The sequence below is a fragment of the Stenotrophomonas sp. STEN022 genome, from assembly GCF_056760155.1.
Genome location: NZ_JBRREG010000076.1, coordinates 1 through 25,150, shown reverse-complemented (window position 1 = coordinate 25,150; position 25,150 = coordinate 1). Strand labels below are relative to the sequence as shown.

Here is a 25,150-nt window from a genome sequence, read left to right as displayed (position 1 = left end):
TTTTGGGCTGGTGTTTTTGTGTTTGGGGTTTGCTTGGGTGTGGGGTGTTTTATTTCTTTTGCCTGTTGTTGGGGTTTTTGCCGCTCCCGCTGTTTGCGTGGGCTCTACAGGGGAAGCGTCCCGTGCGCCGGACCTTCCCGGCCCGGACACCTGACCTGCTTTGCGGCTTATGCCGCTCCTACAAAAGCCTAGCCACCGATCTTCTCAACGGTGCATGTCGTCGGTGGTGAAGCTCTCGCCGCAGCCACATTCGGCCGCTGCGTTGGGATTCTTGAAAGTGAAGGTCTCGCTCAGGCCCTGCTTGCCAAAGTCGATCTCGGTGCCATCCACCAGCGGCAGGCTCTGTGCGTCCACGTAGATGCGCACGCCGTCCTGCTCGAATACGGTGTCGCCCTCGCGCTCATCCTTGGCCAGGTCAGTGACATGGCCCCAGCCCGAACAACCGGTGCGGGTCACGCCAAAACGCAGGCCAAGCGCACCCGGGGTGCCGCTGACGAAACGCTGCACGCGGGAATGGGCGACGGGGGTCAGATGAACAGCCATGATGGGGCGACTCCAGCAGAATTACGGTCCAATTATAGATGGAGGCGGTCCGCCGGACTGCAAGCGCTGATAAATGCTCGCCTGCCCGGGTGTTGAACCGCTAAAATCTCGCATTCACAGATCGAGTCGATCAACAGAGGATTCAAGTCATGACGGTGGTCAGCGTTGCACACGCCCTTGCCGGGAAGTTCCCGGAAGGCGGAGAAGTCACAGTCCGCGGGTGGGTCCGCACGGTGCGCGGCTCGGCTGGACTGGCCTTCGTCAACGTCAGCGATGGCTCGGGCTTTGCCCCGATCCAGGTCGTGGCCACCGAAGCCCTGTCCAATTTCGAAGACATCAAGAAGCTGACCCCAAGCTGCTCGGTGATCGCCACCGGCACGCTGGTCAAGTCGCAGGGCAAGGGCCAGAGCTTCGAGATCCAGGCGCAGAGCCTTGAAATCGTTGGCTGGGTCGAAGACCCGCTGACCTACCCGATCCAGCCCAAGCCGATGTCGCCGGAGTTCCTGCGCGAAGTGGCGCACCTGCGCCCGCGCACCAACCTGTTCGGCGCGGTCACCCGTATCCGCGACTGCCTGTCCAAGGCCGTGCACCGTTACTTCCACGAGAACGGCTTCTACTGGATCAGCACGCCTATCGTCACCAGTTCCGATGCCGAGGGTGCCGGCCAGATGTTCCGCGTCTCCACGCTGGACATGGCCAACCTGCCGCGCACCAGCGATGGCCAGATCGACTTCAGCCGTGACTTCTTCGGCAAGGAAACCTTCCTGACCGTGTCCGGCCAGCTCAACGTCGAGGCTTACTGTCTCGCACTGAGCAAGGTCTATACCTTCGGCCCGACCTTCCGCGCCGAGAACAGCCACACCACCCGCCACTTGGCCGAGTTCTGGATGGTGGAGCCGGAAATCGCCTTCGCCGACCTGGCCGAAAACGCTCGCGTGGCTGAGGATTTCCTGAAGTACCTGTTCCGCGCTGTGCTCGACGAGCGCGCCGACGACATGGCCTTCATCGCAGAACGCGTGCAGAAGGACGCCATCACCCGCCTGGAAGCCTTCGTCAACGCACCGTTCGAGCGCATCGAGTACACCGACGCGATCAGCCTGCTGCAGAAGTCCGGCAAGAAGTTCGACTACCCGGTCGAATGGGGCCTGGACCTGCAGACCGAGCACGAGCGCTGGTTGACCGAGGAGCACGTCGGCCGGCCGGTCGTGGTGACCAACTATCCGGAGCACTTCAAGGCCTTCTACATGCGCCTGAACGATGACGGCAAGACCGTCGCCGCGATGGACGTGCTGGCCCCGGGCATCGGCGAGATCATTGGCGGCAGCCAGCGCGAAGAGCGCCTCAACGTGCTCGACGCACGCATGGCGCAGTTCGGCCTGGATCCGGACCACTACCAGTGGTACCGCGATTTCCGCCGCTATGGTTCGGTGCCGCATGCCGGTTTCGGCCTTGGTTTCGAGCGCCTGGTGGTCTACGTCTGCGGCCTGTCCAACATCCGCGACGCGATCCCCTACCCGCGCGCACCGGGTTCGGCGGAGTACTGATTCATCTGATCCAGTAACAGGAGGCGGCGCCGTTGACCTTGTTCTTCGCTCTTTGCTTCGTCGGCGTGGCCATTGCCGGCCTCAGCGCCTTCCTGATTTTCTGGCCGTTGACGCTGGTCCATATCCGCGACCGGCATCCGGCGCTGGCCACCGAATTTGGTGCCGGCGCCTTTCTCAAACCAGAGTGCCTGCGCTGGCTGCTGGGCCGCGGCTTCACCGGCATCGCCGACCGCTCGCTGTCCGGCTTGGCCACACCCGCCCGCATCGCCCTGCTGGTGATGCTCGGCGGATTGGGCATGGCACTGCTGTTGTGGCTTTTTTCGCAGGTAATGAAATGACTGATTTCGAGAACACTCCCGACCAGTGGTGGCTGGCACAGCTCGGTGGCACCCTGATCTGGGCGCGCCTGCGGGTCCGTCCGGGCGGCACCGCCGAAATCCTGGACAGCGATGGCAACACGCTGAGCTATGACAGTGAAGACACTGCCCGCGCACAGCTGTTTGACGCCGAGTTCGTCGCCTTTGATGGCCTGGACGAAGAAGACGCGTTGCACCGTGGTTTCTCGCTGCACGAAGTGAGCCCACCGCAGGGCGACGACGACAGCTTGCGCGAGCGCATGGTGCAGCTGCTCGGCACCCGGGTCTAAGCGGCCGTTCGTGTTCGCCCAGCGCGCCTTCGTCGAGACCGACCTGCTCTGGCTGGACCGCCTGCTGGCGCGCGATCCGTTTGTGACCCTGCTGACCACCGGCGACGATGGACTACCCGAACTGACCCGCGTGCCGGTGTTGTACCGGCGCGAAGGGCACAAGGTCGAACTGATCGGCCACTGGGCCAGGGCCAACAAACAGTCCCGCCAGCTCGGCCGCGCCAAGGTGTTGGTCAACGGCCCGCAGGGCTATGTCTCGGCCAGCTGGTACCCGGACAAGGAGAGCGCGGCGCGCGTCCCTACCTGGAACTACGCCGCCGCTGAGCTTGTCGGCGAACTGCACAGCTTCGATGACACGGCGGGCTTGGCACAGCTGCTATCGGACACCAGCAATTTCTTCGAGGCCAGGGTCGGCCAGGAATGGCAGTTCGATGCCAGCCTGGACGATCACGCCCCATCGTTGCGCGCCATCGTAGGCTTCCGCCTGGACGTGCAGCAGGTCCAGATCAAGCTGAAGCTGAGCCAGAACCACCCGCAGGCAAACCAGTTGGCGGTGATCGAGGCTTTGCAGGCCCTGGACACGCCTGACGCCCACGAACTCGCGCAGTGGATGCAGCTGTATCGCAGTGAGCACGGCGACCAGTCTGATGCCTGAGCCGCGCCCCGTTTCCCGCGACGCTGCCGCGCAAGCGCGCAGCAGCGCCCTCCCCCTCAAGATCGCAAGGGAAGCTTCACCATGAAAGACATCCATAACCTGCTGCAGAAGAACCGCGAATGGGCGGACCGGATCGAGAAGGAAGATCCCGAATTCTTCCATCAGCTTTCCAAGCAGCAGAGCCCCGAGTACCTGTGGATCGGCTGTTCCGATTCGCGGGTACCGGCCAACCAGATCATCGGCATGGCGCCGGGCGAGATCTTCGTCCACCGCAACATCGCCAACGTGGTGGTGCATACCGACCTGAACTGCCTGAGCGTGATCCAGTACGCCGTGGACCAGCTCAAGATCAAGCACATCCTGATCGTCGGCCACTACGGCTGCGGCGGTGTGCATGCGGCCTTGAACAAGGTGCGCGTCGGCCTCGCCGACAACTGGCTGCGCCACGTCGGTGATGTCGCCCAGAAGCACGACGACATCCTGTCGCAGATCGACGACCCGGAGCTGCGCCACGCGCGCCTGTGCGAGTTGAACGTGATCGAGCAGGTGGTCAACGCCTGCCGCTCGACCATCGTGCAGGACGCATGGGCCCGCGGCCAGAAGCTGATGGTGCACGGCTGGGTCTACAGCCTGCGCGACGGCCGGGTCAGCGAGATGGGTATTGATGTGGGCTCGCCGGAGGAGCTGCAGCCGGCGTACGAGAAGGCATTGTCGTTTGTGCCGCGGAAGGGCAAGCGGCACTGAGCAAAGGAAGACCCTGCCGAAGCAGGCTTCCTCCCCTCTCCCGCCTGCGGGAGAGGGGCTGGGGGTGAGGGCCTACCGCCCCAGCCAAGTCAGGAACCGCCCCGCATCCCCCCGACGGGCACCTTATCCCGAGGGGAGAAGGAAATTCAAAAGCATTGCCCTCCGGGCACCTTGTCCCAGCGGGAGAAGGAAGCCGCCACCCTCACCAAACAGGCCCCGCATGCTCCCCCTACCCCTGAACCTGCTCGGCTGGATCGAAGAACACCGCCATCTCCTGAAGCCGCCGGTCGGCAACAAGATGATCGAGAACGGTGACTTCATCGTCATGGTGGTTGCCGGCCCGAACAGCCGCAACGACTACCACTGGGACGAGGGCCCGGAATGGTTCTTCCAGCTGGAAGGCGAGATGGTGCTGCGCGTGCAGGAAGATGGCGCGGTGCGCGACATCCCGATCCGCGCCGGCGAGATCTTCCTGCTGCCGCCGCGCGTGCCGCATTCGCCGCAGCGCATGCCCGGTTCGATCGGTCTGGTCGTCGAGCGCAAGCGCCTGGACCATGAGCTCGATGGCTTCATGTGGTTCTGCCAGCAATGCAATCACAAGATCTACGAGGAGTTCTTCCACCTGAAGAACATCGAGACCGATCTGCCCAAGGTCTTCGACCGGTTCCATGCATCCATCGAACACCGTACCTGCAGCCAATGCGGGGCCGTGCACCCACTGCCCAAACCGGTCACGCCCGAGGCCTGAGCGACCTTGCGCGGTTACACTGCGGGTACATCCTCGACGTGTCCGCACCGATGAACGAAACGCTGTCACCCGCCCACGCCACCGCGCTTGATGCTGCCGATCCACTGCGCCATCTGCGCAGCCAGTTCCTGATCCCGCAGCACCAGGGTACCGATCAAGCCTATTTCGTCGGCAACTCACTGGGCCTGCAGCCACGCGGCGCTCAGGCGATGGTGCAGGAAGTGATGGACCAGTGGGGCCGCATCGCCGTCGAAGGCCACTTCACCGGTCCGACGCAATGGCTGAGCTATCACCGCCTGGTGCGCGATTCGCTGGCCGGCGTGGTCGGCGCGCTGCCGCATGAAGTGGTGGCAATGAACACGCTGAGCGTGAACCTGCATCTGATGATGGTCAGCTTCTACCGCCCGAGCAGCGAGCGCCCGGCGATCCTGATGGAAGCCGGCGCCTTCCCGACCGACCGCCATGCGGTCGAGGCACAGATCCGCTTCCATGGCTTCAACCCGGCCACCGACCTGATCGAGGTGCAGCCGGACGAAGCCAGCGGCACTATTTCGATGCAGGCCATCGAGCACGCCATCAGCGAACACGGCAAGCGTGTCGCGCTGGTACTGTGGCCGGGCGTGCAGTACCGCACCGGCCAGGTGTTCGACCTCGATGCGATCACCCGCCTCGCTCGTGCGCACGGCGCCAACATCGGCTTCGATCTCGCCCACTCGGTCGGCAACGTGCCGTTGAACCTGCACGATGTCGCGCCGGATTTCGCGGTGTGGTGCCACTACAAATACTTGAATGCCGGTCCGGGTGCGGTTGCCGGCGCCTTCGTGCACGAACGCCATGCCAGCGACACCTCGTTGCCGCGCTTCGCCGGCTGGTGGGGTCATGAGCAGGCCACCCGCTTCCAGATGGCACCGGAGTTCGTGCCCGAGCTGGGCGCGGAAGGCTGGCAGCTGAGTAATCCGCCGGTGCTCGGATTGGCTCCACTGCGAGCATCGCTGGCGCTGTATGACGAGGCCGGCATGGACGCACTGCGCACCAAATCGCTGAAGATCACCGGCTACCTGGAAACCATGGTGCGTGCGCGCCTGGATCATGTGCTGCAGATCATCACGCCTGCCGAACCCGAGCGCCGCGGCTGCCAATTGTCGCTGCGCGTGGCCGGCGGTCGCGCGCAGGGCCGCTCGCTGTTCGAGTACCTGCAATCGGTCGGCGTGCTCGGCGACTGGCGCGAGCCCGATGTCATCCGCATCTCGCCCACGCCTTTGTACAACCGCTACAGCGATGTCTACCGCTTCGTCGACGAAGTGGAAACCTGGGCTGGCGTCTGACCAACGGAATACTGTGACTTGAACACCCCCACCCCACGCAGTCTCACCCTGATCGGCGCCGGCCTGGCCGGTTCCCTGCTCGCCATCCTGCTGTCGCGGCAGGGCTGGAAGATCACCATCTACGAACGGCGCGGTGATCCGCGCATCGCCGACTACGAGTCCGGTCGCTCGATAAATCTCGCACTGGCCGAACGCGGCCGCAATGCCTTGCGCCAGGCCGGCGTCGAAGACGAAGTCATGGCCAAGGCGGTGATGATGCGCGGGCGCATGGTGCACCCGCGCGAAGGCGCGGCCGACCTGCAGCGCTACGGCCGCGATGACAGCGAAGTGATCTGGTCGGTGCACCGCAAGGACCTCAACACCACCTTGCTGCAGCTGGCCGAAGAAGCCGGTGCAACCGTGTATTTCCATCGTCGCCTGCATACCGTGGACTTTGATGCAGGCTATGCACGCTTCATCGATGACCGCGACGACCAGCCACACGACATCCACTTCAACACGCCGTTGATCGGTGCCGATGGCGCTGGCTCGGCGCTGCGTGCAGCGATGAATCGTAAGCTGCCCTTGGGCGAGCGCATCGAGTTCCTCGATCACTCCTACAAGGAACTGGAGATCCCGCCAGCAGCCGATGGCGGCTTCCAGATCGAAGCCAACGCCCTGCACATCTGGCCGCGCGGCAACTACATGTGCATCGCCCTGCCCAACGATGAAGGCACCTTCACCGTCACCTTGTTCCTGCCCAATGAGGGCGAGCCCAGTTTCGCAACGGTGCGCAATGGTGCGGAAGCAGAAGCACTGTTCCAGCGCGACTTCGCTGATGCGCTGCCGTTGATACCGGACCTGCGCGCCGACTGGGAACAGCATCCACCCGGCCTGCTCGGCACGCTGTACCTGGAACGCTGGCATCAGCGCGGCAAGGCCGTGCTGATCGGCGACGCTGCGCATGCGATGGTGCCGTTCCACGGCCAGGGCATGAACTGCGCGTTCGAAGACTGCGTGGTGCTGGCACGCTGCCTGGCCGAGTATCCCGGCACCGAAGCAGCCTTCGCCGCTTTTGAAGCCGAGCGCAAACCCAATGCCGCCGCCATCCAGCAGATGGCCCTGGACAATTATCTGGAGATGCGCGACCGCGTCGCCGACCCGAGCTACCTGCTGCAGCGCGAGCTGGAGCAGGCGCTGCAGGCGCGCTGGCCCACCCGTTTCGTGCCGCATTACACGATGGTCACCTTCCTGCACACGCCGTATGCAGTCGCGCTTGAACGTACCCGTCTGCAGCAGACCATCCTGGCCGACGCCACCGCCGGCCACGACTCGCTCGACAACATCGACTGGGCCGGGTTGGAGCAGGTAATCCATGATCGCCTGCCAGTACTGGAAGGAGCGCACTGATGGCCGAGAGCTTCCTGTTCTACGACCTGGAAACCTTTGGCCAGGACCCGCGTCGCACCCGCATCGCCCAGTTCGCCGCAGTGCGCACCGATGCCAACCTGAAAGTCATCGACGAACCGGTCAGTTTCTACATCAAGCCGGCCGACGACCTGCTACCCTCGCCGGTCGCTACCTTGATCACCGGCATCACCCCGCAGCATGCGTTGGCAGAAGGTGTCAGCGAGGCCGAGGCCTTCGCCCGCATCAACGAGTTGATGAGCAAGCCACAGACCTGCACGCTGGGTTACAACACCTTGCGCTTCGATGACGAGTTTGTGCGCTACGGCCTGTTCCGCAATTTCCATGATCCCTATGAGCGTGAATGGCGCAGCGGCAACTCGCGCTGGGACCTGCTCGACATGTTGCGCTTGGTGCACGCGCTGCGCCCGGACGGCATCAACTGGCCCAAGCGCGAAGACGGCGCCACCTCGTTCAAGCTCGAGCACCTGGCGCTGGCCAATGACGTGCGCGAAGGCGACGCCCACGAAGCACTGTCCGACGTCTATGCCACCATCGGCATGGCCCGGCGCTTCCGTGAGGCACAGCCGCGCATGTGGGACTACGCGCTGCGCCTGCGCGACAAGCGCTATGTCGGCAGCCTGCTCGACGTGGTAGCGATGGAGCCGGTACTGCACATCTCGATGCGCTACCCCGCCAGCCGCCTATGCGCCGCACCGGTGCTGCCATTGGCGCGCCATCCGCATATCAACAACCGGGTCATCGCGTTCGATCTGGAGGGTGATATCGAACCGCTGCTCGAGCTGTCGGTGGAGGAGATCACCGCGCGCCTGTATACCCGCGCGGCCGACCTGCCCGAAGGCCAGCAGCGCATTCCGCTGAAAGAGGTCCATCTCAACAAGGTGCCGGCGCTGGTTGCCTGGAACCATCTGCGCGATGCCGACTTCGAACGCCTGGCCATCGATCCTGCGGTGATTGAAGCCAAGGCCGCGAAACTGCGCGCACTCGCCCCGCAGCTGGCCGAGAAGGCCCGCCAGGTGTTCGCGCGTGAGCGCGTAAATGACGGTCCGATCGACGCCGATGCCTCGTTGTATGACGGCTTCCTGGCCGAAGGTGACAAGGGCCTGCTCAGCAAGGTGCGCACTGCACCGCCGGAAGCATTGGCCGAGCTGGAACAGCGCTTCCGCGATCCGCGCCTGCCCGAACTACTGTTCCGCTACCGCGCCCGCAACCACCCGCAAACCCTGGACGCCACCGCGCGCTCACGCTGGGATGCGTATCGTCAGCAGCGCTTTTCCACCCCGGGCATGGCCGAGCAGACCTTGCCCGAGTACATCGCGCAGATCTCCGAGTTGCGCGAGCAACACAAGGACAACCCGGACTCACTGGCCTTGCTGGATGCCTTGGACCAGTGGCGCCATACCCTGCAGGACACACCATGACCCAGTATTTCAGCGATGCCAGCTTCAAGTTTCTGCGCGGGCTGGCACGCCACAACGACAAAACCTGGTTTGCCGAGCACAAGCAGCAGTACGAAGACCATGTACGCCAGCCCTTCCTGCGCTTGATCACCGACCTGCAGCCAGACCTGAGCGAAGTCAGCACGCACTTCCAGGCCGATCCGCGCACTGTTGGTGGCTCGCTGTTCCGCATCTACCGTGACTCGCGCTTCTCCCACGACAAGGCGCCGTACAAGACCTGGCAGGGGGCTCGCCTGTTCCACGAACGTCGCAAGCAGGTACCGGCGCCGTCGTATTACATCCACCTGGCACCGGGCGAGAGCTTTGTTGGTGCTGGCATCTGGCACCCCGAGCCGGACGTACAGCGCCGCCTGCGCCAGTTCATCCTCGACAACCCCGGCAGCTGGAAGGCCGCCGCGCATGCGCCAGCCACGCGCAAGCGCTACGAGTTCGAGAGCAGCGAAAAGCTGGTGCGGCCGCCGCGCGGCTTCCCGGCCGATTTCGAGTTCATCGAAGACCTCAAACACCGCAACTGGGTGCTGTGGCGTTCGCTGGACGACGAGGTGATGACCGGCCCGCGCCTGCGCCAGACCCTGGCCAAGGACCTGGCCGCACTCGGCCCGTTCGTCGACTACCTGTGCGCCGCGCTGGACCTGGAATTCTGATTGGCGCGGGCTTCACGCAAACCAACCTGGTTTGCGGCACGCTTGGCGGCAACCTTCGACAGGAAGCCGCCATGACCAGCATCCACCTGCAAGTCTGGATCGATGCCCCGCTGGCCACCGTCCATAGCGGCCTGGCCAGCGCCGAGGGACTGAGCCGCTGGTGGATACCGCACCAGCAATCCGTCATCGACGGCGACAGCGTGATCAGCCACAACCCCGGTTCCGGCCATGGCGTGGTTGCGCTGAAGGTGCTGGAGATCATCCCCGAGCGCTGCATCCGCTGGGAAGTGATCAGCCGCCACCCGCCACAAAGCCCGGCCTCGGCCTGGACCGGTACCGAAATCCGCTTCGACCTGTCACGCCGGGCCAGCCCCGGCGCCTGGCGCGGGCTGCCGCACGAAGGCGAGCCGATGACCGTGCTGGAGTTCCATCACCTGGGCTGGAACGGCGACAGCGAGTACCTGGGCTTCTGCAGCCAGGCCTGGGCCGAAACCCTGGTGATGCTGCGCCGTTGGGCCGAAGCCAGCATCCCCGCACATCCCTGATCCCGAGGACAGCAACGCAATGAAGAAGTGGATACTCGCCACCGTCATCGCCATCGCAGTGCTGCTGGCCGCCTACGTGATCGGCGGCCCCTATCTGGCGATCCGCGGCATCAGCCAGGCCATCGAACAGCGTGACACCGGCAAGCTGGCGCGACACGTCGACTTCGGCGCGGTGCGGGTCAACATCAAGGCGCAGATCAACGATTACATCGTGCGCCGCGCCGGCAGCGACATGCAGTCGAGTCTGTTCGGCCAGGTCGCGCTGGGCGTGGCCGGCAACCTCACCGGCGCAGGTGTCGACACCTTCGTCACCCCGCTGGGCATTGCCGCCCTGCTGCAGGGCGACAGCCTGTGGAAGCGGGCCATCGGCGATACCGTCGGCGGCGATACCTGGGCACCGCCCTCGCCGGCCAAGCCGCTGGCCAATACCACCGGCCACTACGAGTCCCTGTCGCGCTACACCGCCACGACCCACCTGGAAGACGGGCGCGAAGTCGTGTTCGTACTCAGTCGCCAGGGGCTGCGCTGGCGACTGACCAATATCCTGTTGCCACTGGGACAGGCCCCGGGCTGACCGGCGCCATCTCCATCAGGCAATCCTGCGCGGCTGCTCCTCGATCACGCTGTCGGCGAGGAAAGCCTCCAGCGAATCATCCATCGCCTGCATCCACGGGGTGTGATGCAGCGGCGCCAACGTGCCGGTCAGCACGGAGCGGTAGCTGTAATTGCGATAACCGAGGATGTCGTCCTTCTTGTCGTGCTTCCACTGTTTGAACAGCGTGGCCACGGCCTCGACGTTGAAGTCCGGGTAGTCGGTGGCATCAAGCAGATCCCGCACGTATTCGGTCTGGAAATCGATGTCCTGCTCGGCCGATGTCGTCGCCTCCTCACGCGCCAGCCAGGCGTCGCTGTCCGCACGCATCGCATCGCTCGCCGGCAGCGTGATCCTGCCAAGGATGACATCGCGCGCATACCAGGCCTGCGCATCGAACATGTTGAAGGTGTAGTACTGGTCCTGCATGCCCAGATAGATCAGCCTGGGGTTGTCGATCCAGAACACACCCTTGTACAGATCACCGGGATACAGGCGATTGCGCGTCCGCAGGGTCAGTGCATCGGGCAGGAACGGAAAATGGTGCTGGTAACCGGTACACAGCACGATCGCATCCACGTCCTTGCTGCTGCCATCGATGAAGTGCGCGGTGTTGCCTTCAACACGCTGCAGCAGGGGTTTTTCTTCAAAGGCAGCCGGCCAGTCGTACCCGGTTGCCGCGCTGCGATAGCTGAAGGTCACCGACTTGGCGCCGTATTTGTAGCACTGCGTGCCGATATCCTCGGCCGAATAGCTGCTCCCTATCAGCAGCAGATCCTTGTCTGCGAATTCGCAGGCGTCACGGAAATCATGCGCATGCAACACGCGGCCGGGGAAGCGATCCACGCCCTCGAAGAACGGCGCATTCGGGGTGGAGAAATGGCCAGTGGCAACGATCACCCGGTCGAACTCCTCGGTCAGCAGCTCGTCTTTCTTCAGGTCGCGCACGGTGACGGTGAAGCGCTCGGTCTCCTCCGAGTAGTCGACCCATTGCACGGCCATGTTGAAGCGGATCTGATCACGTACGCCGCTCTTCTCGATGCGGCCCATGATGTAGTCGCGCAGAACGGCACGAGGCGGATAGGAGGCGATCGGGCGGCCAAAATGCTCTTCGAAACTGTAGTCGGCAAACTCCAGCGCTTCCTTCGGGCCGTTCGACCAGAGGTAGCGGTACATGCTGCCATGCACGGGTTCGCCATAAGCATCCAGCCCGGTACGCCATGTGTAGTTCCACATCCCGCCGAGATCCGATTGCTTTTCAAAGCAGACGATCTCTGGCACTTCAGCCCCACCTCGACGGGCGGATTCAAAGGCACGAAGTTGCGCCAGGCCGCTCGGGCCGGCTCCAAGAATGGCGATACGCATGGTCATTCGGGTTGTTTCTCCTGTGTAGCTGCCATCGCGTAAACGCGACGGCACTGCGCAAGGGCGCGTTATGCGCCGTGCAGGAGAGACAATGCGTCCAGTCCCGCGCGGCGCGCGAAACACCCGGCCGCCACGCAGGGCAGCGCGAAAGGGAATGGCAGGTACATGACGCTACCGGTCGGGGAACAGGCCCCGCCCCTGGATCACCGGGTGGGTGCAGTGCGGGAGGGATCTGCTGCATTCGTGCAGATCAGGACGCGGCAGGATTACCGCTGGTTCAGCTTGGAACCCGCGAAAGCGGCTTCATCCTAGCATGTGGGGAATGTATGGCTGCAACGCCACGCAGACGCCGGATTGTGGGAGCGGCGTAAGCCGCGAAGCTGACCAGGCAAGAATCGCTGAGATCACTGCGATTGCATCGTGCCTGCTGCCGGACAGTTTGCTTGCTTCGCGGCTTATGCCGCTCCCACAACAAACGGCAGGATTAGTCGGGGTTGGCCACGCCATGCGGCACATGGCCAGCAGCCACATGCTGACGTGCACTATCAATGTTGTGCTGCGAATCGTCGAAGAAGATATCGGCACCGAAGGCTTCAAGGAACGGGCCCTTGTGGCGGCCGCCGAGGAACAGCGCTTCATCCAGACGCACGCCCCACTCGCGCAGGGTGCGGATAACCCGCTCATGCGCTGGCGCCGAACGTGCGGTCACAAGCGCGGTGCGAATCGGTGCTGTTTCACCGGCCGGGAATGCCGCCTGCAAGGCATGCAGTGCGGACAGGAAGTTGCGGAACGGGCCACCACTGAGCGGTTCATGCGCGCGCTCACGCTCGTGGCGACCGAATGCCTCCACGCCCTGCTCGCGCGAGATGCGCTCGCTTTCATCACCAAAGATCACCGCGTCACCATCGAAGGCGATGCGCAGCTGGGTCTTGGAACGGCCGGTATCGGTTGCCGCGGCCGAAGCAGCAGCTACCTCCTGCGCGCTCTGCGGCAGGATCGTCGCTGCGGCGATGCCGTTGACCAGCGCACGACGCACCGAGTCCGGGTTGGCCGACAGGAACAGATCGGTGCCGAACGGCTTGACGTAAGGCCAGGTCGGCTCGCCGGCGGTGAAGGTGGCACGCACGATATCCAGCTTGTAGTGCTGGATGGAGTTGAAGATGCGCAGGCCGGTGTCGGCGGAATTGCGCGACAGCAGGATCACCTCCACGCGCGGCGTCTCCACCGGCGCACCATCATTGAGCGCCAACAGCTTGCGCACCACCGGGAAGGCAACGCCAGGCTTGAGCACATCATCCTCGTGCGCCCGCTGGTAGGCGGCATAGGCCTCCAGACCTTCGCGTTCGAACAGGGCGTGGCCTTCTTCGAGATCGAACAGGGCGCGCGAAGTAACCGCAACGGTGAGAAGCCGGGGAGTGTTGTCACCCATGGACGATGAACCCAATACGATCAAGGAACGGGACCCAGTCTACCCGGAAGCGGCCCCGCTGCTGCCATTCCGGCAATCAGACCATGAACTGCTCGCTCAGGATGCGTTCTTCGAGGTTGTGCTCTGGGTCGAACAGCAAGGTCACCTGGCGCTCGCGCGACTCACGGATGATCACTTCCACCACGTCGCGGGTTTCGTGCGAATCGGCGGTGACACTGACCGGGCGCTTGTAAGGATCAAGCACGCGAAAGCGCACTTCGGTCTCGGCCTTGAGGATGGCGCCACGCCAGCGCCGCGGCCGGTACGGCGCCAACGGGGTTAAGGCGATGGTGTTGGAACCCAGCGGCAGGATCGGGCCATGCGCCGAGTAGTTGTATGCGGTGCTGCCAGCGGGGGTGGAGACCAGCACGCCGTCGCAGATCAGTTCTTCCACCCGTTGCTGGCCATTGAGGTCGATGCCGATATGCGCGGCCTGCCGGGTTTGCCTCAGCAGTGATACGTCGTTGTAGGCCAAGGAACCGGTGGTGGTGCCGGATTCGGTCTGGGCGATCATCTCAAGTGGCCGCAGGTAGGCGGGTTCTGCCAGCGCCAGGCGCTCGATCAGGTCGTCTTCGCGATGGTGGTTCATCAGGAAGCCGACCGTACCCAGCTTCATGCCGAACACCGGCTTGCCCTTGCCGCCATGGCGATGCAGGGTCTGCAGCATGAAGCCGTCGCCGCCCAGCGGGCAGATCACGTCCGCGTCTTCCGGGTTGTGATCGCCGTAGCGGGCAGCCAGGCTGACACGGGCCTGCTGTGCGGCCTCGACAGTGCTGGCGAGGAATGCGATTCGTGGGGACACGGGCGCGTCTTTTCGTTCGACTTGGAGGGCGAGGATAACCTGCTGGTGTGTTGGCTGGTGCTTTCGTTTGCTTGGAAACTGAAGGCCAACGGCAAGAGCTTGCCCTCACCCCAACCCCTCTCCCGCAGGCGGGAGAGGGGCTCAAAGCGCCGCGAGCGCACGCATTGCCGGCAACTGCAGCTGTAGCCCCTCTCCCGCCTGCGGGAGAGGGGTTGGGGTGAGGGCAAGCTCTTGATTTTCCCAAAAGAAAACGGGCCCAAAGGGCCCGTTCTCCAAAAACCAACAACCTGCCGACTTAAGCGCCGTGCGCAGCCAGCTGGCCCAAACGCTGCACCGCCACCGACACGGTCGGGTAATCCAGCGTCTTCTGCTCGGCCAGCTCGGCCAGCATTGCCAGGGTGAAGCGCAGGCCGCTGTCATCACGGCCCAACCACGCAGCCACCTTGGCCTCCGCAGTCGCACCCTTCATCGACAGCACCTGGCCAGCCAGCGTGCGCTGGTGTGCAGCCAGCTCGTCGCGCAGCACGCCACGGGCAACCGCATGCCAACGACCGTTGACCTCCAGCGCGTCGATCTGCTCGAACAGCCACGGCATCTGCAGGGCTTCGCCCAGACGGAAATGGACCTTGGACACGTCCACCGGCTTGAGCTTGCGCGGACGCGCCAGTTCGATGATGTCGAACGCCGGCTCCAGGAACTGCAGTTCGGACAGCTGCTGTGCCAGTGCCGCCGGCAATCCCTTCTCCTTCCATGCCACAACGCTGGCCTCATAGGCCGGGCGCTGCGAATCCGGCAGTACGCCCGAGGCGACACGGATGTCGTTGAACGGGCCCTGGTAGCGGTCCACTGCGGCAGTGATGCCCGGCATGGCGCCCGGACGGGTCAGCAGCCAACGCACGAACGAACGCTGCAGCTTCCAGATCACTTCCAGTGCGTCCACCTGCACCGCTTCCGGCAAGGTGCCGTCGAGTGCATCGATCTGCGTCCACAGTGCACGTGCGTCCAGCGTTTCACGGCTGATGGTGTAGGCCTTGGCGACCTCGGCCACGGTGCGGCCGGTGTCTTCCTGCATGCGCATCAGGAAGGTGGCGCCCATGCGGTTGATGGTCTGGTTGGTCACGGCCGTGGCGATGATTTCGCGCTTCAGGCGGTGACGTTCCATTGCATCGGCGTACTTCTTCTGCAGCGGCTGCGGGAAGTAACGCAGCAGCTCCTTGGACAGGTACGGATCTTCCGGGATGTCCGATTCCAGCAACTGCTGGAAGGCGACGATCTTGGAGTACGACAGCAGCACCGCCAGTTCCGGACGGGTCAGGCCCTGGCCGCGCAGCTTGCGTGCCGACAGCTCGGCGTCGGACGGCAGGAACTCGATCTGGCGATCCAGCAGGCCCTGCTTCTCCAGCGTACGGATGAAGTGCTGCTTGGAGCCCAGACGCTTGCTGCTCATCCGCTCCATCAGGCTCAGTGCCTGATTCTGACGGTAGTTGTCCATCAGCACCAGCTCGCCCACCTCGTCGGTCATCGAGGCCAGCAGCTTGTTGCGCTGCTCCACGGTGAGCTTCTTGGCACGCACCACGTCATTGAGCAGGATCTTGATGTTGACTTCGTGATCGGAGGTATCAACACCAGCCGAGTTGTCGATGAAGTCGGTGTTGAGCAGCACGCCAACCTGCGCTGCCTCGATGCGGCCAAGCTGGGTCATGCCCAGGTTGCCGCCCTCGCCCACGATCTTGCAGCGCAGCTCGCCACCGTTGACGCGCAGGCCGTTGTTGGCGCGGTCGCCGACATCGGCATTGGTCTCGGTCGCCGACTTGACGTAGGTGCCGATGCCGCCGTTCCACAGCAGGTCAACCGGCGCCTTCAGCGCGGCATTGATCAGGTCGGTCGGGTTCATCGCCTTGATGCTGGCGTCGATGCCCAGTGCCTCACGCACTTCCGGGGTGATCTCGATGGACTTGAGCGAACGCGGGTAAATGCCGCCGCCCTTGCTGATCAGCTTGCTGTCGTAGTCGGCCCAGCTCGAACGCGGCACCTTGAACATGCGCGCGCGTTCCTTGAACGAGCTGGCAGCCACCGGGTTCGGGTCGAGGAAGATGTGGCGGTGGTCGAAGGCGCAGACCAGGCGGATGTGCTCGGACAGCAGCATGCCGTTGCCGAACACGTCGCCGGACATGTCGCCGACACCGACCACGGTGAAATCCTGCTTCTGGCAGTCGCGGCCCAGTGCACGGAAGTGGCGCTTGACCGACTCCCACGCACCACGCGCGGTGATGCCCATGCCCTTGTGGTCGTAACCGACCGAGCCACCGGAGGCGAACGCGTCGTCAAGCCAGAAACCGTGCGCACGGGCGATGCCGTTGGCGGTGTCGGAGAACGTGGCGGTGCCCTTGTCGGCAGCGACGACCAGATACGGATCGTCCATGTCATGACGCACCACACCCTGCGGCGGCACGATCTTGTTGTTGACGATGTTGTCGGTGATGTCCAGCAGGCCGTTGATGAAGCGCTTGTAGCAGGCCACGCCTTCTGCAAACCACGCATCACGGTCCACCGCTGGGTCCGGCAGCTGCTTGGCGAAGAAGCCGCCCTTGGAGCCGACCGGCACGATCACGGTGTTCTTCACCATCTGTGCCTTGACCAGGCCCAGCACCTCGGTGCGGAAGTCTTCGCGGCGGTCCGACCAGCGCAGGCCACCACGGGCCACCGGGCCGAAACGCAGGTGGGTACCTTCCACACGCGGGCCGCACACGAAGATTTCGCGGTACGGGCGCGGCTTGGGCAGGTCCGGCACCTTGGCGGCGTCGAACTTGAAGCTGATGTAGTCGGCCGGGCCGCCATCGGCGCGGACGCCGTCCTTGCGCACCATGTAGTAGCTGGTACGCAGGGTGGCTTCGATCACGCCGATGAAGCTGCGCAGGATGCGGTCTTCGTCCAGGCTGGACACGCCGTCGAGCAGCTTGATCAGCACGTCGTGGACCAGCGCCATGCGCGCGGCACGGTCGCTCTTGCGGGCCTTGACCACGCCGTCGAGCAGCTTGAGGGTGGCAGCATCGTCGCCGGCCAGTTGCTTGAACTGGGCCAGTTGCGCGTCCAGCACGGCCTTGTCGGCCGCCGGGGTCGGCTCGAAGCGGGCTTCGAACAGCTCCACGATCAGGCGCGCCAGCAGCGGGTAGCGGTTGAAGGTGCCTTCCACATAGGTCTGCGAGAACGGCACACCGATCTGCAGCAGGTACTTGCAGTAGCCACGCAGCATCGACACCTGGCGCCAATCCAGACCAGCACCCAGCACCAGACGGTTGAAACCGTCGTTCTCGGCATCGCCGTGCCAGACGCGGGCGAAGGCATCGCTGAAGGAGGCATTGGCGCTGGCCGGGTCGATCGCACCGATGGTGGATTCGACTTCGAAGTCCTGCACGTACACAGGCGCTTCATCGACCATCAGCTTGTACGGGCGCTCGGCAATCACGCGCAGGCCCATGTTCTCCATCATCGGCAGCACGTCGGACAGCGGAATGTCTTCCAGCTGGCGGTACAGCTTCAGGCGCAGACCATCGACCTCGTCACGACGGATTGCCTGCAGGCTCAGGCGCAGATCGTCCGGACCGGTCAATGCATCCAGCTGGGCGACGTCGGCCGCGGCGATTTCAGCGCTGGAATCCTCGATGTAACCGGCCGGCAGTGCCTTGCCGATACGCGAGGCGATGCGCAGACCTTCGCCTTCGCCGTGGCTGGCGACCAGCGCTTCGCGCAGATCGTCCTGCCAGTTGCGCAGCACGTGGGCCAGGCGCTTCTCCATGCCTTCCACGTCCAGCTCCAGGCTCTGCCCGGCCTTGGGACGCACGATCAGGTGCACCTGCGCCAGCGGCGAGTCGCCCAGCACCACGCTGGAGTCGACGTATTCGCCCTGCAAGGCATCCTTGAGCATGCTTTCAACGCGCAGGCGCACGTCGGTGTTGAAGCGCTCGCGCGGCAGGAACACCAGCGCCGAGATGAAGCGGCTGAACTTGTCGCGGCGCAGGAACAGGCGGCTACGCACGCGCTCCTGCAGGCCGAGCACGCCCATGGCGGTACGGAACAGCTCGTCCTCGCTGGACTGGAACAGCTCTTCGCGCGGCAGCGACTCCAGGATGTGGCGCAGTGCCTTGCCGCTGTGGCTGGACAGGCTCAGGCCCGAACGCGCCATCACGTTTTCATAGCGCTGGCGCACCAGCGGGATTTCCCACGGGCGGCGGTTGTAGGCACTGGAGGTGAACAGGCCGAGGAAGCGCTGCTCGCCGATGATCTTGCCCTTGGCGTCGAATTCCAGCACGCCGATGTAGTCCATGTAGCCGCCGCGGTGGATATGCGAGCGGGCATTGGTCTTGGTCAGGATCAGCGCGTCGTGCAGGCTGCTGGTGGCGTTCAGGCCTTCGGCGGCCAGGCCCTTGACCGGGCGCGCGACCATCGTGTCCTTGCCACGCATCAGACCCAGGCCGGTGCCGTTCTGGGCGACCAGCACTTCTTCCTTGCCCTTCTTCTCCACCTTGTATTCGCGGTAGCCAAAGAAGGTGAAATGGTTGTCGGCGGCCCAGCGCAGGAATTCCTGTGCCTCGGCGCGCGAGGCCTTGCTGACCGGCAACGGACGCTTGCCCAGGTCGTCGGCCAGTGCCACCGCCTTGTCGGTCATCGGCTGCCAATCGTTGACGATGGCGCGCACGTCTTCCAGCGCGCCACTGACGCGCTTGGCAACGGCATCCAGTGCATCGGCCGGCTGGCGATCGATCTCCAGCAGCATCACCGATTCCAGCTTGCCCTCGCCCACGCCGGTCAGCTTGCCAGCCTTGTCGCGGCCGATGCTGATCACCGGATGGCCCAGCACGTGCACGCCAATTCCCTGCTCGGCCAGCGCCAGCGTCACCGTGTCCACCAGGAATGGCATGTCGTCGTTGACGATCTGCAGCACGGTATGTGCCGATTCCCAACCGTCAGCCTTCAGCATCGGGTTGAACACGCGCACGTTGGCCTTGCCCGGCTTGCGGGTGCGGGCGAATTCCAGCATGCCTGCAGCCAGTACCGCCCAATCATCGGCCGAGTGCAGCGTGAACTCATCGGCTTCCATGCGCTTGTAGAACGCCGTAGCAAAAGCCACTGCCTGCGCCTGTGCGGCCGCAGCGGGATAACGCTTCCGCAAGGCTGCAAATACCGGTTCTAGCGAGAGGCCAGCTTCCGCGATGTTCTGCTTCACAGCTGGTTTGGATTTCGTCTTTGCGGACTTGGCAGCACTGTTTTGCGATTTCATGGCAGAGCTTTGGGTGTTGCTCGTTTGGAGAAACCGCGATTGTATCGCTGGTAACAAAAAGAACCTTGCTGCAGGGCCGCATTATCTGCATCGCAATTTGCTGGCGAGCGGTAGCAACAGCCATGGTTTTACTGATAGACGATCCGTAAACGATGTCCGCCACCTGAATCTCATTCGCTCACCGGGCACAGTGAAAGACGAATTACGTTGCGGCGTTTCTGAACTGGACGGTATAGTCCACCGCTTATGCAAACCCCCTCCGCCACCTCCGCGCCAACCGACGCGCGTGACCAGCGCGTGCTCGAAGCAGTGCGCGAGCTATTGGCCAAACAAGGCATACACCTGAGTATGGATTCGATAGCGGCGGCAGCGGGTTGTTCCAAGCAGACGCTCTACAGCCGCTACGGCAGCAAACGCGAGCTGCTGCGGCGGGCGATGCAGCTGCATGTGTCCACCGCGACGGCCGCGTTATCCGTATGTGAAGAAAAGCCGCTGCACGAAACCGTGCTCGACTTTGCCGTCGGCTACCTTGAGCATCGCAACAAGCCCAATGTCCGCCGTACCGCGCAGTTGATCGGTGCCAGCGTGCATGAGTTCCGCGACGAAGCACAGTTCATGTACCAGGGAAGCAACGAAGCCCTCCGCAACCACGTGGCTGAATGGATGCAAACCGAGATGCAGCGCGGACGCCTCAAACATGACGACCCGCATTTCATGGCCGAGCTGTTGATCAGCATGATCGCAGGCCAGGATTTTGAACGACAGCGCTTTCACACCCCCTACCGCGATGATCCACAACAGCGTCGCCGCTGGGCCGAATTTGCCACCGACGGTTTCCTACGCGCCTTTGCGTCTATGTATGAAGCCGCCGCAGTTCCAGATAAAAACAACACCCGGAGTTTCTCCTGATGACCGCCCCACTGCGTCTTCTCGCTCTCACCTGTGCAGCGACACTGAGCCTTGCCGCCTGTAAAAAACCGCAGGAGCAAGCCGCACCGCCTCCGCAGGAGGTTGGCGTCGTCGACGCCAAACCGCAGACCCTGCCGTTGCAACGCGAACTGGTTGGCCGTCTGTCACCGTTCCGGTCGGCTGACGTCCGCGCCCGCGTGGCCGGCGTGCTGCAGAAGCGCGTCTATGAGGAAGGCAGCGCGGTCAAGGAAGGCCAGGTGCTGTTCCTGATCGACCCGGCACCGCTGCAGGCCTCGCTGGCATCAGCGGAAGGTGCACTGGCTTCGGCCCGCGCAACCTATGCCAACGCCCGCGCCACTGCCAACCGCGCCCGTTCGCTAGCACCGCAGAGCTATGTTTCCAAGTCCGACCTGGACAGTGCCGAGGCCGCCGAGCGCTCCTCTGCCGCCGCCGTGCAGCAGGCTGAAGCCGCGGTCACCACCGCCCGCATCAACCTAGGCTATGCCCGCGTCACCGCGCCCATCGCCGGCCAAGCCGGCAAACAGCAGGTCACCGAAGGTGCGTTGGTTGGCCAGGGTGATGTAACCCTGCTGACCACCGTCGACCAGATCGATCCGCTGTATGTGAACTTCTCGATGACCGCCGACGAACTGAGCCTGCTGCGCGCAGCCCAGGACAAGGGCGCGGTGGCACTGGCTGGCGACGGCAAGACCACCGTGCAGGTCAACCTGCCCGACGGCAGTGCCTATGCGCACGAAGGCACCCTGGACTTCTCCTCGACCACGGTTGATCCGGCCACCGGCACGGTGTCACTGCGTGCTCAGCTGCCCAACCCGAACCACATCCTGCTGCCAGGTTCCTTCGTCAGCTTCAAGGCCAACCTGGGCGAGCGCCACAATGCTTTCCTGGTTCCGCAGGCGGCTGTGCAACGTGACACCCAGGGCGGCTACGTGCTGATCGTGGGCAAGGACGGCAAGGTCGTGCGCAAGAACGTTACCCTGGACAACCAGCAGGGCGGCAACTGGCTGGTCTCCTCCGGCCTGGCTGCTGGCGACCAGATCATTGTTTCGGGCTTGCAGAAGGTCAAGGAAGGCGCACCGGCCACGGCCAAGCCATGGCAGCCCGAAGCCGCCAAGCCCGCCGCTGGCGCGCCCGCGGCAGCCCCGGCAAAGAAGGACTAACGGGACTCCGTCATGCCTAAATTCTTCATCGAGCATCCCGTCTTCGCCTGGGTGGTGGCGATCCTGATCTCGCTTGGCGGCGTTATCTCGATCCTCAACCTGGGTATCGAGTCCTACCCCAGCGTGGCGCCGCCGCAGGTGACGGTCACCGCCAACTACCCGGGCGCCAGTGCGTCCACCGCGGAAAAATCGGTCACCCAGGTGATCGAGCAGCAGCTGACCGGCATCGACAACCTGATGTACTTCAGTTCGTCTTCGTCATCGAACGGCCGCGTCACCATCACCCTGACCTTCGACAGCGGCACCGATGCCGACATCGCCCAGGTGCAGGTGCAGAACAAGGTGTCGCTGGCGACGCCGCGCCTGCCCTCGGAAGTGACCAAGCAGGGCGTGGTGGTAGCCAAGGCCAACGCCGGCTTCCTGATGGCCATCGGCGTGCGTTCGGATGACGGTACGGTAGACCGCGACGCGCTGAACGACATCGTCGGCGCGCGCGTGCTGGAACAGGTTTCGCGTGTTCCCGGCGTCGGCAGCACCCAGCAGTTCGGTTCCGAGTACGCCATGCGCGTGTGGCTGAATCCGGAAAAGCTGCAGGGCTATCACCTGTCGGCTACCGACGTGTACAACGCCATCGGCACCCAGAACCTGCAGTTCGCCGCCGGCTCGGTGGGCGGCGACCCGGCGCCCAACGGCCAGGCCTTCACTGCAACCGTGGCCGCCGAAGGCCGCTACAGCTCGCCGGAAGAGTTCGAGAACACCATCCTGCGGGCCAACAACGACGGCAGTGTGGTCAAGCTGAAGGATGTCGCCACGGTTTCCTTCGGTGCGTCCAACTATGGCTTCGACACCAAGTACAACGGCAAGCCGGTGGCGGTGTTCGCCATCCAGCTGCTGCCGGGTGCCAATGCGCTGGACGTGTCCGAGGCCGTGCGCTCGAAGATGGATGAGCTGGCCCCGAGCTTCCCTCCCGGCGTGAGCTGGTTCACCCCGTACGACAGCACCACCTTCGTCACCATCTCGATCGAGGAAGTGGTCCATACCCTGGTCGAGGCCATCATCCTGGTGTTCCTGGTGATGTTGGTGTTCCTGCAGAACTTCCGCGCCACCATCATCCCCACCCTGGTCATACCGGTCGCCTTGCTCGGCACCTTCATGGGCATGCTCGCGATCGGCTTCACCATCAACCAGCTGACCCTGTTCGCAATGGTGCTGGCAATCGGCATCGTGGTCGATGACGCCATCGTCGTCATCGAAAACGTCGAACGCATCATGACCGAGGAAAAGCTCGATCCGAAGCCGGCCACGCAGAAAGCCATGGGCCAGATCACCGGCGCCGTGGTGGCCATCACCGTGGTGCTGGCGGCGGTGTTCATTCCGTCTGCCCTGCAGCCGGGCGCCTCGGGTGAGATCTACAAGCAGTTCGCGCTGACCATCGCCATGGCGATGGCCTTCTCCGCCTTGCTGGCACTGACCTTCACCCCGGCGCTGTGTGCGGCCTTCCTCAAGCCCACCCACAACGACAACCCGAACTGGGTCTACCGCACCTTCAACAAGTACTACGGCAAGCTGGAAAAGAGCTATGTCGGCACCGTTGGTGGCGTCATCAAGCACGCCCCGCGCTGGCTGATGGTGTTCGCCCTGCTGCTGGTACTGTGCGGCTTCCTGTTCACACGCCTGCCGGGCAGCTTCCTGCCGGAAGAAGACCAGGGCTATGCGCTGGCCATCGTGCAGTTGCCGCCGGGTGCCACCAAGACCCGTACCAGCGCCGTGTTCGACCAACTGCTGGGCACCTTGCAGGACGAGGAGGCCTTTGAAGGCCTGATGCAGATCACCGGCTTCAGCTTCATCGGCGCTGGCGAGAACGTAGGTATGGCCTTCGTCCGCCTCAAGGACTGGGACGAGCGCAAGGAAACCGCACCCGAGTTCATCCAGAAGATGAACAAGAAGGCCTACGGCATCAAGGATGCACAGATCTTCTTCGTCAACCTGCCAACCGTGCAGGGTCTGGGTCAGTTCGGCGGCTTCGACATGTGGCTGCAGGACCGTGCCGGTGCCGGCCAGGATGCCTTGATGGATGCGCGCAACACCTTGTTGGGCGCAGCCAGCCAGGACAAATCGCTGGTTGGCGTACGTCCCAATACCCTGGAAAACGCACCGCAGCTGCAGTTGAAGGTTGACCGCGTGCAGGCCCAGGCCATGGGCGTTTCGGTCAATGACGTGTATACCGCCATCCAGATGATGCTGGCGCCGGTGTACGTCAACGACTTCTTCTATGGCGGGCGCATCAAGCGCGTCAACATGCAGGCCGACGCGGCATTCCGCACCGGTCCGGAATCGCTGAACAGCTACTTCGTGCCGAGTTCGTTGAGCAAGGATGCAACTGGCCAGCCGGCGATGATCCCGCTCAGCGCGGTAGTCAAGTCCGAGTGGATCTATGCCCCGCCGGCATTGAACCGCTACAACGGCTATTCGGCAGTCAACATCGTCGGTGCTCCGGCACCGGGCGGCAGCTCCGGTCAGGCCATGAGCACGATGGAACGGCTGGTGCATGACGACCTGCCGGCAGGCTTCGGCTTCGACTGGTCGGGCATGTCCTATCAGGAAATCCTGGCCGGCAACGCCGCAACGCTGCTGATGGTGTTGTCGATCGTGGTGGTGTTCCTGTGCTTGGCGGCGTTGTATGAGAGCTGGTCGATCCCGGTCTCGGTGCTGCTGGTGGTGCCGATCGGCATCCTCGGTGCGGTGGTGTTCTCGCTGATGCGCGGCCTGCCGAACGATCTGTACTTCAAGATCGGCATGGTGACGGTGATTGGTCTGGCGGCAAAGAACGCCATTCTTATCGTCGAGTTTGCGGTGGAACAGCGTGCCGCCGGCAAGACCCTGCGTGAAGCGACCATCGAAGCGGCGCATCTGCGTTTCCGCCCGATCCTGATGACCTCGTTCGCCTTCATCCTGGGCGTTCTGCCGATGGCCATCTCCACCGGTGCCGGCGCCAATGCCCGTCATTCGCTGGGTACAGGCGTTATCGGCGGCATGTTGTTCGCCACCGTGATCGGTGTGCTGCTGATCCCGCTGTTCTTCGTGAGCGTGCGGCGCATGCTCGGTGACAAGTTGGATGAACAGTCCAAGGAGTTCATCGAACAGCACAAAGTGCATGCGGTACAGAAGGACCGCTGATACGAAAAGCCCCGGCAATGCCGGGGCTTTTTTTTGGATGTCCTGTAGTTGGGGGGGGGGGCGGGGGGTGGGGGTGGACGGCGGGCTGCGGGGGGCCGGGGGGCGCGGGGGGGGGAG

19 protein-coding genes and 1 pseudogene are annotated in these 25,150 nt (G+C 63.8%); 15 read left to right on the top strand and 5 right to left on the bottom strand.

What is annotated here, in order from left to right; genetic code table 11:
* Positions 1 to 204: 204 nt before the first annotated feature.
* Positions 205 to 543: a HesB/IscA family protein gene (locus ACVOMF_RS15355; RefSeq protein ID WP_481510037.1), complete on the bottom strand. Its 339-nt coding sequence runs from the start codon at positions 541 to 543 to the stop codon at positions 205 to 207.
* Positions 544 to 692: 149 nt separating this feature from the next.
* On the opposite strand from ACVOMF_RS15355, the gene asnS reads away from it, so the two are divergent.
* The 12 genes from asnS (at position 693) to ACVOMF_RS15295 (ending at position 10,835) form a co-directional block, all read left to right on the top strand.
* On the top strand, positions 693 to 2,087 hold the full coding sequence (asnS, locus tag ACVOMF_RS15350) for an asparagine--tRNA ligase (RefSeq protein WP_481510036.1): 1,395 nt from the start codon (positions 693 to 695) through the stop codon (positions 2,085 to 2,087).
* A gap of 32 nt (positions 2,088 to 2,119) precedes the next feature.
* On the top strand, positions 2,120 to 2,425 hold the full coding sequence (locus tag ACVOMF_RS15345; protein ID WP_282266093.1) for a hypothetical protein: 306 nt from the start codon (positions 2,120 to 2,122) through the stop codon (positions 2,423 to 2,425).
* Positions 2,422 to 2,733 (top strand): hypothetical protein, encoded by a 312-nt coding sequence (locus tag ACVOMF_RS15340; protein WP_481510035.1) that lies wholly within the window; start codon positions 2,422 to 2,424, stop codon positions 2,731 to 2,733. The genes ACVOMF_RS15345 and ACVOMF_RS15340 overlap by 4 nt, the downstream gene beginning before the upstream one ends.
* Positions 2,734 to 2,743: 10 nt before the next feature.
* On the top strand, positions 2,744 to 3,388 hold the full coding sequence (locus ACVOMF_RS15335; RefSeq protein WP_481510034.1) for an FMN-binding negative transcriptional regulator: 645 nt from the start codon (positions 2,744 to 2,746) through the stop codon (positions 3,386 to 3,388).
* An 81-nt stretch (positions 3,389 to 3,469) separates the two neighbouring features.
* The gene (can, locus tag ACVOMF_RS15330; RefSeq protein ID WP_282266099.1) at positions 3,470 to 4,132 is read left to right on the top strand and encodes a carbonate dehydratase; all 663 of its coding nucleotides are present in this window, start codon (positions 3,470 to 3,472) and stop codon (positions 4,130 to 4,132) included.
* Positions 4,133 to 4,352: 220 nt separating this feature from the next.
* Positions 4,353 to 4,880, top strand: coding sequence for a 3-hydroxyanthranilate 3,4-dioxygenase (locus ACVOMF_RS15325; RefSeq protein ID WP_303746608.1), 528 nt, complete (start codon positions 4,353 to 4,355; stop codon positions 4,878 to 4,880).
* Between the two features lie 50 nt (positions 4,881 to 4,930).
* Positions 4,931 to 6,205, top strand: coding sequence for a kynureninase (gene kynU, locus ACVOMF_RS15320; protein WP_481510033.1), 1,275 nt, complete (start codon positions 4,931 to 4,933; stop codon positions 6,203 to 6,205).
* A gap of 18 nt (positions 6,206 to 6,223) precedes the next feature.
* Positions 6,224 to 7,594: an FAD-dependent oxidoreductase gene (locus ACVOMF_RS15315; protein WP_481510032.1), complete on the top strand. Its 1,371-nt coding sequence runs from the start codon at positions 6,224 to 6,226 to the stop codon at positions 7,592 to 7,594.
* Complete coding sequence (gene sbcB, locus ACVOMF_RS15310) at positions 7,594 to 9,033, top strand: exodeoxyribonuclease I (protein ID WP_481510031.1); 1,440 nt, start codon at positions 7,594 to 7,596, stop codon at positions 9,031 to 9,033. Before ACVOMF_RS15315 ends, sbcB begins: the two co-directional genes overlap by 1 nt.
* Complete coding sequence (locus ACVOMF_RS15305; protein WP_481510030.1) at positions 9,030 to 9,716, top strand: DUF2461 domain-containing protein; 687 nt, start codon at positions 9,030 to 9,032, stop codon at positions 9,714 to 9,716. Before sbcB ends, ACVOMF_RS15305 begins: the two co-directional genes overlap by 4 nt.
* 71 nt (positions 9,717 to 9,787) lie before the next feature.
* Positions 9,788 to 10,261 carry an SRPBCC family protein gene (locus tag ACVOMF_RS15300; protein WP_481510029.1) on the top strand — a complete coding sequence of 158 codons (474 nt, stop codon included), beginning with the start codon at positions 9,788 to 9,790 and terminating at the stop codon, positions 10,259 to 10,261.
* 19 nt (positions 10,262 to 10,280) lie between these two features.
* Positions 10,281 to 10,835 carry a DUF2939 domain-containing protein gene (locus ACVOMF_RS15295; RefSeq protein ID WP_296246145.1) on the top strand — a complete coding sequence of 185 codons (555 nt, stop codon included), beginning with the start codon at positions 10,281 to 10,283 and terminating at the stop codon, positions 10,833 to 10,835.
* A gap of 15 nt (positions 10,836 to 10,850) precedes the next feature.
* Here the strand turns inward: ACVOMF_RS15295 and ACVOMF_RS15290 are convergent, their stop codons facing one another.
* The 4 genes from ACVOMF_RS15290 to ACVOMF_RS15275 form a co-directional block, all read right to left on the bottom strand.
* On the bottom strand, positions 10,851 to 12,224 hold the full coding sequence (locus tag ACVOMF_RS15290; RefSeq protein WP_481510028.1) for an NAD(P)-binding domain-containing protein: 1,374 nt from the start codon (positions 12,222 to 12,224) through the stop codon (positions 10,851 to 10,853).
* Positions 12,225 to 12,702: 478 nt separating this feature from the next.
* The gene (locus tag ACVOMF_RS15285; protein ID WP_481510027.1) at positions 12,703 to 13,647 is read right to left on the bottom strand and encodes a 5'-nucleotidase; all 945 of its coding nucleotides are present in this window, start codon (positions 13,645 to 13,647) and stop codon (positions 12,703 to 12,705) included.
* Between the two features lie 76 nt (positions 13,648 to 13,723).
* Positions 13,724 to 14,488 (bottom strand): NAD kinase, encoded by a 765-nt coding sequence (locus ACVOMF_RS15280; protein ID WP_481510026.1) that lies wholly within the window; start codon positions 14,486 to 14,488, stop codon positions 13,724 to 13,726.
* Between the two features lie 295 nt (positions 14,489 to 14,783).
* Positions 14,784 to 19,766, bottom strand: a complete 4,983-nt coding sequence (locus ACVOMF_RS15275; protein WP_481510025.1) for an NAD-glutamate dehydrogenase — start codon at positions 19,764 to 19,766, stop codon at positions 14,784 to 14,786.
* 297 nt (positions 19,767 to 20,063) lie between these two features.
* Here ACVOMF_RS15275 and ACVOMF_RS15270 point away from each other — a divergent pair, with 297 nt between their 5' ends.
* From ACVOMF_RS15270 to ACVOMF_RS15260, 3 genes and pseudogenes are all read left to right on the top strand, one after another.
* Positions 20,064 to 20,675: a TetR/AcrR family transcriptional regulator gene (locus tag ACVOMF_RS15270; RefSeq protein WP_481510024.1), complete on the top strand. Its 612-nt coding sequence runs from the start codon at positions 20,064 to 20,066 to the stop codon at positions 20,673 to 20,675.
* Positions 20,675 to 21,844: pseudogene (locus ACVOMF_RS15265) on the top strand (efflux RND transporter periplasmic adaptor subunit); the annotation flags it as partial. The gene ACVOMF_RS15270 and the pseudogene ACVOMF_RS15265, both read left to right, overlap by 1 nt.
* 24 nt (positions 21,845 to 21,868) lie before the next feature.
* Complete coding sequence (locus ACVOMF_RS15260; protein WP_481510023.1) at positions 21,869 to 25,033, top strand: multidrug efflux RND transporter permease subunit; 3,165 nt, start codon at positions 21,869 to 21,871, stop codon at positions 25,031 to 25,033.
* Positions 25,034 to 25,150: the final 117 nt, after the last annotated feature.